8 protein-coding genes are annotated in these 8,748 nt (G+C 71.6%); 2 read left to right on the top strand and 6 right to left on the bottom strand.

Annotated features, from left to right (window positions below; translation table 11 throughout):
- On the bottom strand, positions 1 to 1,436 hold a 1,436-nt coding region (locus GTY47_RS33565; protein ID WP_010043063.1), incomplete at its 3' end, for a transketolase.
- A gap of 166 nt (positions 1,437 to 1,602) precedes the next feature.
- On the opposite strand from GTY47_RS33565, the gene GTY47_RS33560 reads away from it, so the two are divergent.
- On the top strand, positions 1,603 to 2,490 hold the full coding sequence (locus GTY47_RS33560; protein ID WP_010043062.1) for an AraC family transcriptional regulator: 888 nt from the start codon (positions 1,603 to 1,605) through the stop codon (positions 2,488 to 2,490).
- 95 nt (positions 2,491 to 2,585) lie between these two features.
- Here the strand turns inward: GTY47_RS33560 and GTY47_RS33555 are convergent, their stop codons facing one another.
- Positions 2,586 to 3,980, bottom strand: a complete 1,395-nt coding sequence (locus GTY47_RS33555; protein WP_010043060.1) for a glycoside hydrolase family 16 protein — start codon at positions 3,978 to 3,980, stop codon at positions 2,586 to 2,588.
- Positions 3,981 to 4,226: 246 nt separating this feature from the next.
- Here GTY47_RS33555 and GTY47_RS33550 point away from each other — a divergent pair, with 246 nt between their 5' ends.
- Positions 4,227 to 4,682: a VOC family protein gene (locus tag GTY47_RS33550; RefSeq protein ID WP_029181390.1), complete on the top strand. Its 456-nt coding sequence runs from the start codon at positions 4,227 to 4,229 to the stop codon at positions 4,680 to 4,682.
- A gap of 38 nt (positions 4,683 to 4,720) precedes the next feature.
- Here GTY47_RS33550 and GTY47_RS33545 read toward each other — a convergent pair whose 3' ends face one another.
- From GTY47_RS33545 to GTY47_RS33530, 4 genes are all read right to left on the bottom strand, one after another.
- Positions 4,721 to 5,155, bottom strand: a complete 435-nt coding sequence (locus GTY47_RS33545; RefSeq protein WP_010043055.1) for a VOC family protein — start codon at positions 5,153 to 5,155, stop codon at positions 4,721 to 4,723.
- 76 nt (positions 5,156 to 5,231) lie between these two features.
- Positions 5,232 to 6,023 (bottom strand): IclR family transcriptional regulator, encoded by a 792-nt coding sequence (locus tag GTY47_RS33540; RefSeq protein ID WP_010043052.1) that lies wholly within the window; start codon positions 6,021 to 6,023, stop codon positions 5,232 to 5,234.
- Positions 6,020 to 7,387: a DUF6351 family protein gene (locus GTY47_RS33535; protein ID WP_010043050.1), complete on the bottom strand. Its 1,368-nt coding sequence runs from the start codon at positions 7,385 to 7,387 to the stop codon at positions 6,020 to 6,022. The genes GTY47_RS33540 and GTY47_RS33535 overlap by 4 nt, the downstream gene beginning before the upstream one ends.
- Positions 7,384 to 8,733: an MFS transporter gene (locus tag GTY47_RS33530; RefSeq protein ID WP_040903541.1), complete on the bottom strand. Its 1,350-nt coding sequence runs from the start codon at positions 8,731 to 8,733 to the stop codon at positions 7,384 to 7,386. The genes GTY47_RS33535 and GTY47_RS33530 overlap by 4 nt, the downstream gene beginning before the upstream one ends.
- Positions 8,734 to 8,748: the final 15 nt, after the last annotated feature.

Here is an 8,748-nt window from a genome sequence, read left to right as displayed (position 1 = left end):
GTCACCGGCAGCTGCATCAGGGCCGACATCCGGACGGCGTTGCGCATGTAGTCGGAGAACACCAGGAAGGTGCCGCCGTAGATCCGCGTGTTGCCGTGCAGGGCGATGCCGTTCATCTCCGCGGCCATGGAGAACTCGCGGATGCCGAAGTGGATCGTCCGGCCGTACGGGTCGGCCTCCGGCAGCGGGTTGCCCCCCGGCAGGAAGGACGACGTCTTGTCGATCGTGGTGTTGTTCGAGCCGGCCAGGTCGGCCGAGCCGCCCCACAGTTCGGGGACGACGGCGCCGAGGGCCTGGAGCACCTTGCCGGACGCGGCACGGGTGGCGACCGCCTTGCCCGGCTCGAACACCGGCACGGCGTCCTCCCAGCCCGCGGGCAGCTCGCCCTTGCTGACCCGGTCGAACGTGGCGGCCCGCTCCGGGTTCTCGCCGCGCCAGGCGGCGATCCGCTTGTCCCAGGCGGCGTGCGCCTCGGCGCCCCGGTCCAGGGCCGCACGGGTGTGCGCCAGCACCTCGTCGGCGACCTCGAAGCTCTGCTCCGGGTCGAAGCCGAGGAGGCGCTTGGTGGCGGCGACCTCGTCCTCGCCGAGCGCCGAACCGTGCGAGGCCTCGGTGTTCCGCGCGTTCGGGGCGGGCCAGGCGATGATGGTGCGCATCGCGATGATCGAGGGGCGCCCGGTCTCGGCCTGAGCCTCCTTCAGCGCCGCGTACAGCGCGTGCACGTCGACGTCGCCGTCCTCCCGCGGCTCGATCCGCTGCACGTGCCAGCCGTACGCCTCGTACCGCTTCAGCACGTCCTCGGAGAACGCGGTCGCGGTGTCGCCCTCGATGGAGATGTGGTTGTCGTCGTAGAGGAAGACCAGGTTGCCGAGCTTCTGGTGGCCGGCCAGCGAGGAGGCCTCGGCGGAGACGCCCTCCTGGAGGTCGCCGTCGGAGACGATGGCCCAGACGGTGTGGTCGAAGGGGGACTCGCCCTCAGGGGCGTCGGGGTCGAACAGACCGCGCTCGTAGCGGGCGGCCATCGCCATGCCGACCGCGTTCGCGACGCCCTGGCCGAGCGGGCCGGTGGTGGTCTCCACGCCGGCGGTGTGCCCGTACTCGGGGTGGCCGGGCGTCTTCGAGCCGTGCGTGCGGAACGCCTTCAGGTCGTCCAGCTCCAGCTCGTAGCCCGCGAGGTACAGCTGCGTGTAGAGGGTCAGCGACGTGTGACCGGGGGAGAGGACGAAGCGGTCACGGCCGGTCCACTCCGGATCGGCGGGGTCGTGCCGCATCACCTTCTGAAAGATCGTGTAGGCGGCCGGTGCCAGGCTCATCGCGGTGCCGGGGTGGCCGTTTCCGACCCGCTGGACGGCATCGGCCGCCAGCAGGCGGGCGGTGTCGACGGCACGCCGGTCGAGTTCGGTCCATTCGAAGCTGTCCGCTGTCTGCGTGCTCATCTTCAAGAGATCCTCGATAGGAGCGAAGTGGCTGGTCTGACGTCTTCAAAACTAAAAGTCTGACTTTTTCGAAGGAAGGTCGCCGTGTGCCAGCCTGTGGTGAAAGTGGGACACCCGGAGGCAGCGCGGCGCGCGAACGGCGCGGTACGAGGCGGACATGGCGGATATGGCAGACAGAAGCATCCAAGGCGGCGACGGGATCAGAACGTGCCCCTTCCCGGTCGAGCTGAGTGTCGGCGGCGTCGGCATGCAGGTCGGCCCCATGGGCACCGGCCGCACCTGGCACGCCGACGCGCCCCTGGAGCGTGTGCACCGCATCGACTTCCACGTCGTGCTGCTGTTCGGCGCCGGCCCGGTCCGGCACATGGTCGACTTCACCGAGTACGAGGCCACGGCCGGGGATTTGCTGTGGATCCGCCCGGGGCAGGTCCACCGCTTCTCCCGCACGAGCGAGTACCGCGGAACGGTGCTGACCATGCAGCCGGGCTTCCTGCCCCGCGCGACCGTGGAGGCCACCGGCCTGTACCGCTACGACCTGCCGCCGCACTTGCGCCCCGACGCGGCCCAACTCGCCGGTCTGCGCGACTCGCTCGGCCAGCTGCGACGCGAGTACGAGGACACGGAGACGCTGCCGCTGAGCCTGCACACCGCCGTCCTGCGCCACTCGCTGACGGCGTTCCTGCTGCGGCTCGCCCATCTCGCCGCCGGCTCGGCGGAGTCGGTCGGGCAGCAGGCCGACTCCACCTTCACCCTCTTCCGGGACGCCGTGGAGAAGGACTTCGCCACCAACCACAGCGTCAGCGCCTACGCGGACGCGCTCGGCTACTCCCGCCGCACCCTGGTCCGCGCGGTCCGCGGCGCGACCGGCGACACCCCCAAGGCCTTCATCGGCAAGCGCGTGGTCCTGGAGGCCAAACGGCTCCTCGCCCACACCGACCTGCCGATCGGCCGCATCGGGGCGGCGGTCGGCTTCCCCGACGCCGCGAACTTCTCCAAGTTCTTCCACCAGCACACGGACCAGACGCCGGCGGCGTTCCGGGCGGAACTGCGCTGAAACCACGAAGGCCGGACGTCGAGACCACGAAGGCCGGACGGCGAAAAGGGGCTCCACGCGCGCGTGGAGCCCCTTTCCGAAGGCGCAGGACGGAGTCAGTGCCCGAAGGTGAACCAGTTGACGTTCACGAAGTCCGCCGGCTGCCCGCTGGTGAAGGTCAGGTACACGTCGTGCGTGCCCGTCACGGAGGCGATGTTCGCAGGGACGGTCCGCCACGACTGCCAGCCGCCGGTGTTGCCCACCGCGAAACTCCCGACGGGCGCGTTGCTCCGGCTGTCCAGCCGTACCTCGACCAGTCCGCTGACACCGCCCGCCGCACCGCTCGCGACCCGGGCGCTGAACTGCCGGGCCGCGGTGGAGCCGAAGTTGACGCCCTTGAAGTGCAGCCAGTCACCGTTGGCCAGTGAGCCGACGTTCTGGCCGCCGCCGGAGTCGGACGTCGTCTCGGTGCTCACCCCGGACTGGCCGTCGTAGGACTCGGCCTGGATGGTGGAGTAGGCGTCGCGGTTGCCGGTCGGGGGAGGCGTGGTGCCGCCGCCGGACGACAGCACCTGGACGTAGTCGACGACCATCGGGTGGCCGGGCTGCGTTCCCGCGTCCGGGCCGCCGCCGAACGCGTCCGGGAATCCGCCGCCCATCGCGACGTTCAGGATGATGAAGAAGCCGTGGTCCGTGGCGTTGCGCCAGGTCGTCGCGTCGACCTGGTTGGCGCGCACCGTGTGGAAGTTGACGCCGTCGAGGTAGAAGCGGATCTCCTCCACGCTCGTCGAGCGGTCCCACTCCATCCGGTAGGTGTGGAAGCCGGCCTGGCACGTGGTGCCCTGACAGGTCGTCGAACTGCCGATGCCGCTCGTCTCGTTGCAGGGCCCGCCCGGCGAGGTGCCGCAGTGCATCGTCGCGAACACCGTGTTCTGGCCCTGGGTGTTCTCCATGATGTCCAGCTCGCCCACGCCCGGCCAGTTCCAGTAGTTGCCCCGGTAGGGGGCGCCCAGCATCCAGAACGCCGGCCAGTAGCCCTTCGCCGCGGCCCCGGTGACGTTCGGCACCTGGATGCGCGACTCCACGCGGAGCTTGCCGCCGGCCGGGGGCTGGAAGTCGGTGCGGTTGGTCTCGATGCGGCCGGAGGTCCAGTTGCCGGCTCCGTCCCGCCGGGGCGTGATGCGGAGGTTGCCGTTGCCGTCGAGGGAGACGTTGTCGGTGCTGCTCGTCATCGTCTCGATCTCGCCGGTGCCCCAGTTGGCGGGGCCGCCCGGGTAGCCCTTGCCGGTCGCGTACTGCCAGTCGGAGGTGTTGACGCCGCTGCCCGCGGGGCCGTTGAAGTCGTCGAGGAAGACCTGGGTCCAGCCCGACGGGGGCGGCGGCGCGGAGGCGCTCGCGGAGGGAGTCGCGGCGGTGGCGGCGACCGCGGCGAGGCCGAGCGCGCTGACGACGGCGACGACCGCCCGCCGGAGCGGGCGCCGTGCTCGGGGTCTGCCGGAGGTGTCTCTCATGTGGGGATGCCTCTCGGGTACGGGTGCGGGGAGTGTGAGAGCGCTCTCAAAGTGCCGTCAATGTGCTCCACGCCACCCGCGTCGTCAAGAGGTAAAGCCGGGAAAAGTGCGGCGCGGCCGATGAGTGCAGGTCCTGAACGGGCTCTGCGACCGGGGGTGTTGAGGGCATTCGAGCGGGGCATCCGGGTGGCCGTCGCGGCTGCCTCCAGGCCAGCCGTTGTCAGACCCTGCTGCCATGCTCACCGTATGGATGTCACCTTGCAACTGACCATCGACTGCGCCGACCCGGCGAGACTCGTGACCTTCTGGACCGAGGCCCTCGGATACGTGCCCGAACCGCCCCCCGGCGGGCACCCCACCTGGCGGGCCTACTGGCAGGACATGGGGGTGCCCGCGGAGGAACTGCCCGCGGGGGCGGGGGAGCTCCCCGAGTCGATCGTCGACCCGGAGGGGCAGGGGCCCCGCGTCTGGTTCCAGCAGGTGCCGGAGGGCAAGACCGTCAAGAACCGGGTGCACCTCGACCTGAAGGTCGGCGGCGGCAGAGGCGTTCCCCTGCCGGAGCGCACCCGGAGAGTCACGGCGAAGGTGGACCGGCTGACCGTGGCCGGCGCGACGGTGCTGCGGGTCATGGACGAGCCGGAGATGGACTACTACGGCGTCGTGCTGCGCGACCCGGAGGGCAATGAATTCTGCGTGGCCTAGGGGTGTCCCGCACGTGGTCTCGCCGTCGCCGAGGATGCTCAGTCGAGACAGAACTCGTTGCCCTCGATGTCCTGCATCAGGATGCACGACTCGTTGTCGTCATCGGCAAGCAGCGTTTGTACGTGTGCCGCACCGAGCGCGACCAGTCGTGCGCATTCGGCCTCCAGTGTGGCGAGTCGCTCTTCCCCCACGAGTCCGGTGCCGACCCGCACGTCGAGATGCACCCGATTCTTGACGATCTTCCCTTCGGGTACGCGCTGGAAGAGCAGACGCGGGCCCACACCCGTGGGATCACTGCACGCGAAGTAGATGACCTGATCCTCAGGCGGCAGCGAGCGATGGTAGTCCTCCCAAGTGGCAAACCCCTCCGGGACCGGCGGCACGACATACCCCAACACCTCGCACCAGAAACCGGCGAGGCGCGCGGGTTCTGCGCAGTCGAAGGTGACCTGGAACTGCCTGATCGATGACATCGGCGCACCATAGCAGGGGTCCCAGGTCACAGGCGGACCGGAAGGCCGATGCCGGACACCTGCCGAACGCGCCGGTTCAGGCCCGCTCCGGCTGCCACCCCAGGGCCCGGGAGATCCCGCGCGCCGCCACCCGTACCGCCGGGGCCAGCACCGGCACCTGGGCGTCGGCGTGCGGCACCACGATGGACACGGCGGCGCCCACCGAGCCGTCCGCCGTGCGCACCGGCGCCGCCACCGACAGTGCGTCCTCCGTGACCTGACGGTCGCTCACCGCCACCCCGGTCCGGCGCACTTCGGCGAGCTCACGCCGCAGCCGCGCCGGATCGGTGATCGTGTACGGCGTGAAGGACGCGAGTGCGCCCGCGCAGTACTCCTCCTGGAACCCCGGGTCCTCGTGGGCCAGCAGGGCGAGCCCGACCCCGGTGGCGTGCAGCGGCCACCGCGCGCCGACGCGGATGTGCACGCCGACCGCCGAACGCCCCGACAGCCACTCGATGTAGACGACGTCCGAGCCGTCCCGCACCGCCAGCTGCACGTTCTCGTGCGTCGCCTCGTACAGGTCCTCCAGGTACGGCAGCGCGATCTGCCGCAGGGCGAGGCCGCGCGGTGCCAGTGCGGCGATCTCCCACAGTCGGAGCCCGACGTGGTAGACGCCGGACTCGTCCCGTTCCAGTGCGCCCCACTCGGTGAGCGCGCCCACCAGCCGGTGGGCGGTGGTCAGGCTCAGCCCGGCCCGCCGGCTGATGTCCGTCAGGCACAGGGCCGGGTGCTCGTGGTCGAAGGCCGCGAGCACGGCCAGCAGCCGGTCGGTCGCGGTGGGGGCGCCCCCCGTGCGAGCGGAGCCGAGGACTCGGGGCAGAGCGGTCATGGCCGGGTGTCTCCCGGGTGGGCGAGGTCGTAGGGACGGGGGTAGGCGGCCGGCCGGTACGGTACGTAGCGGGGCTCCGTCGTCGGATCCTCCGCTGCCGCACGGGAGTTGAGGGCGCCGGGCGAGGTGTCCCAGCGGCCCGTGTCCAGGCGGTGTTCCAGGGCGTGCAGGGCGGCCAGCGTCTCGCCGGGGGTGAACGTGCAGTGGCCGGGGCCGTCGACGTAGGCCTGCCGGAACAGCGGCCCGGAGCCGGCCGCGGTGGCCGCCCGCCGGTAGGCGCTCTCCGCCTGCACCGGTATCAGCGCGTCACCGGTCGTGTGGATGTTCAGCTGGGGATCGGCGAGCCGGCCGGAGAGCACGCTGGTGTTCCGCATCCACCGCACGGCCGGCTGATCGGCGGAGATCCGGGGTGCCCGGCCCAGGGCCGAGAGGTCGGTACGCAAGGACAGTCCCGCCTCCTTGTAGAGCTCGGTCACCTCTTTGTACAACGGGGACCGGGCGAGCATGGCGGTGTAGTCGACACCGGTGTTCCACGACGGGTTGCCGCCCGCCCGGCTCTCGGCCTCCTGCCGCCAGCTGAACGCGGGCATCTGGAGCAGGCCCCGGACGGCGGAGTACTGGTTGGCCTGCCGGGTCTGCCAGTCCGTGGGGCCCGGCTCGGTCTGCGAGGCGTCGTTGTAGCCGGGGATGTTGTGCAGGGCGGCGGCGAGGGCGATCCGGGCCCGGCCCTCGGGGGTCTTCTGGGCGGCGTCGACCTTCGTGGTGAGCGCCTTACCGGCGGCGACCGCCTCCGCCTGGCCGGCGAAGTCCGTAAGCCGGATTCCGGAGTCCGGCGCGAGGAGGGTGCGCAGCGCGAACACCGGGTCCAGGGTGCTGTTCCAGTTGGCGACGCCGCCCTGCACCAGCCCGCACATGGACAGCGAACCGTCGAACCGGCCGGCGTGCCGCTCGGCGAGCATCGTGGTGACGAAACCGCCGTACGACGTGCCCCAGGCGAGGGTCCGCCGGGCCGCCCCGAACTTCTCGGTGAACAGGTCCAGTGTGGCGAGCTGGTCGGGCACCGCCTCGGTGACGGCCCAGCCGTTCGTCGCGTACGAGGAGCCGATCAGGGCGTAGCCCTCGGCCAGCAGCTTGTCGCGGGCGGCCGCACCCGGGGTGTTCTGGGCCGGGTTGGGGGCTCCGGCCGGGGTGTAGCCGTGGCTGTACAGCAACACCGTGCCGTTCCAGGACGCGGGCACGTCCATCACGTACGCGGCGCCGGAGGGGAGCCGGCCCTCCAGGTGGGTGCCCGTGGCGGCGGCCTGCGCGGGCAGCGCGGTCGCCAGGGACAGGCAGGCGGTCAGTAGAGCGAGGCGGATCCTCAACGCGGGGTCCCTTCCAGGGTGGGGGTGGTGGGGACGGGGGAGTCCAGGGCGTCGGTGTGCGTCTCGCGCAGTCGCCACACGGTGACGGCGGTGATCGCCGCGCCCGCGCACAGCAGCAGCGAGACGGGCGTGCTCCCGCCCCCGTACGAGGCGAGGAGGCTGCCGGCGATCAGCGGGGAGAACCCGGCGCCGACCAGGGTGGCCGCCTGGTAGCCGAGGGAGGCGCCGGTGTAGCGGACGCGGGTGCCGAACATCTCGGTGAGCAGGGCGCCGAGCGGTCCGTACATCGTCGACTGGGCGACACCGTGCCCGAGGGCGAGGGCGAGGATCAGCAGCCCGGGCGAGCCGGAGTCGACGAGCGCCAGCACGGGGAAGGCGAGTGCGGCCGAGGCGACCGCTCCGGCGAGCACGACCGGTCGGCGGCCGACCCGGTCCGACAGCGCGGACGCGGCGGGCAGGACGGCGAGGGCCACGCAGGAGGCGACGGTCACGGCGGTCAGCACCTGCGGGCGGGTGTACCCCTGGTCGACGGCGTAGGAGATCATGAAGCTCGTCAGCAGCGACTGCGTGGTGAACGCGCCGATGCCGACGCACGCGGCCAGCAGCACGGGCTTCGGGCGGCGCAGCACCTCCACGATCGGCGGCTTGTCCACCGGTTCCCGCTTGACCTGGGCGAACAGCGGGCTCTCGGCGACCTTGAGGCGGACGAACAGCCCGACGGCCAGCAGCACGATGCTCAGCAGGAACGGCACCCGCCAGCCCCAGGAGCGGAACTCGTCGTCGGGCAGGCCGGCGACGAGCGTGACCACACCGGCCGACAGCACGGAACCGAGCGGGGCGCCGAGCTGGGTGAAGCTGGACCACAGGCCGCGCCGGGAACCCTGCGTCCGATCGGCGTGCTCGACGACCATCAGCATCGCACCGCCCCACTCGCCGCCGATCGCGATGCCCTGCACCACGCGCAGGGCGACCAGCAGCACCGGGGCCCAGACGCCGATCGCGTCGTACGTCGGCAGCAGGCCGATGAGGAAGCTGCCCGTGCCCATCAGGACCATGGTCAGCAGCATCATCGACTTGCGGCCGATCCGGTCGCCGAAGTGGCCGAAGACGATGCCGCCGAGCGGGCGGGCGAGATAGCCCGCGGCGAAGGTGCCGAACGCCGCGATGGTGCCGACCGCGGGGTCGGCCCGGGGGAAGAACAGGTCGCCGAAGACGAGCGCGGCGACCGTGCCGTAGACGAGGAAGTCGTAGAACTCGACGGTCGTACCGAGCAGGCCGGAGACGGCCACGCGGCGCAACTGCCGGGGACCGGGGGCGGGTTGAGCGGCGGACGGGGATGGCTGCACGGGAGCTCCCTGGGG

Origin of the sequence: Streptomyces sp. SID5464 (genome assembly GCF_009862985.1) — a bacterium.
Taxonomy (GTDB): domain Bacteria; phylum Actinomycetota; class Actinomycetes; order Streptomycetales; family Streptomycetaceae; genus Streptomyces; species Streptomyces chartreusis_D.
Note: the sequence above shows the minus strand (reverse complement) of the source record. Positions and strands in the feature narration are given on the sequence as shown.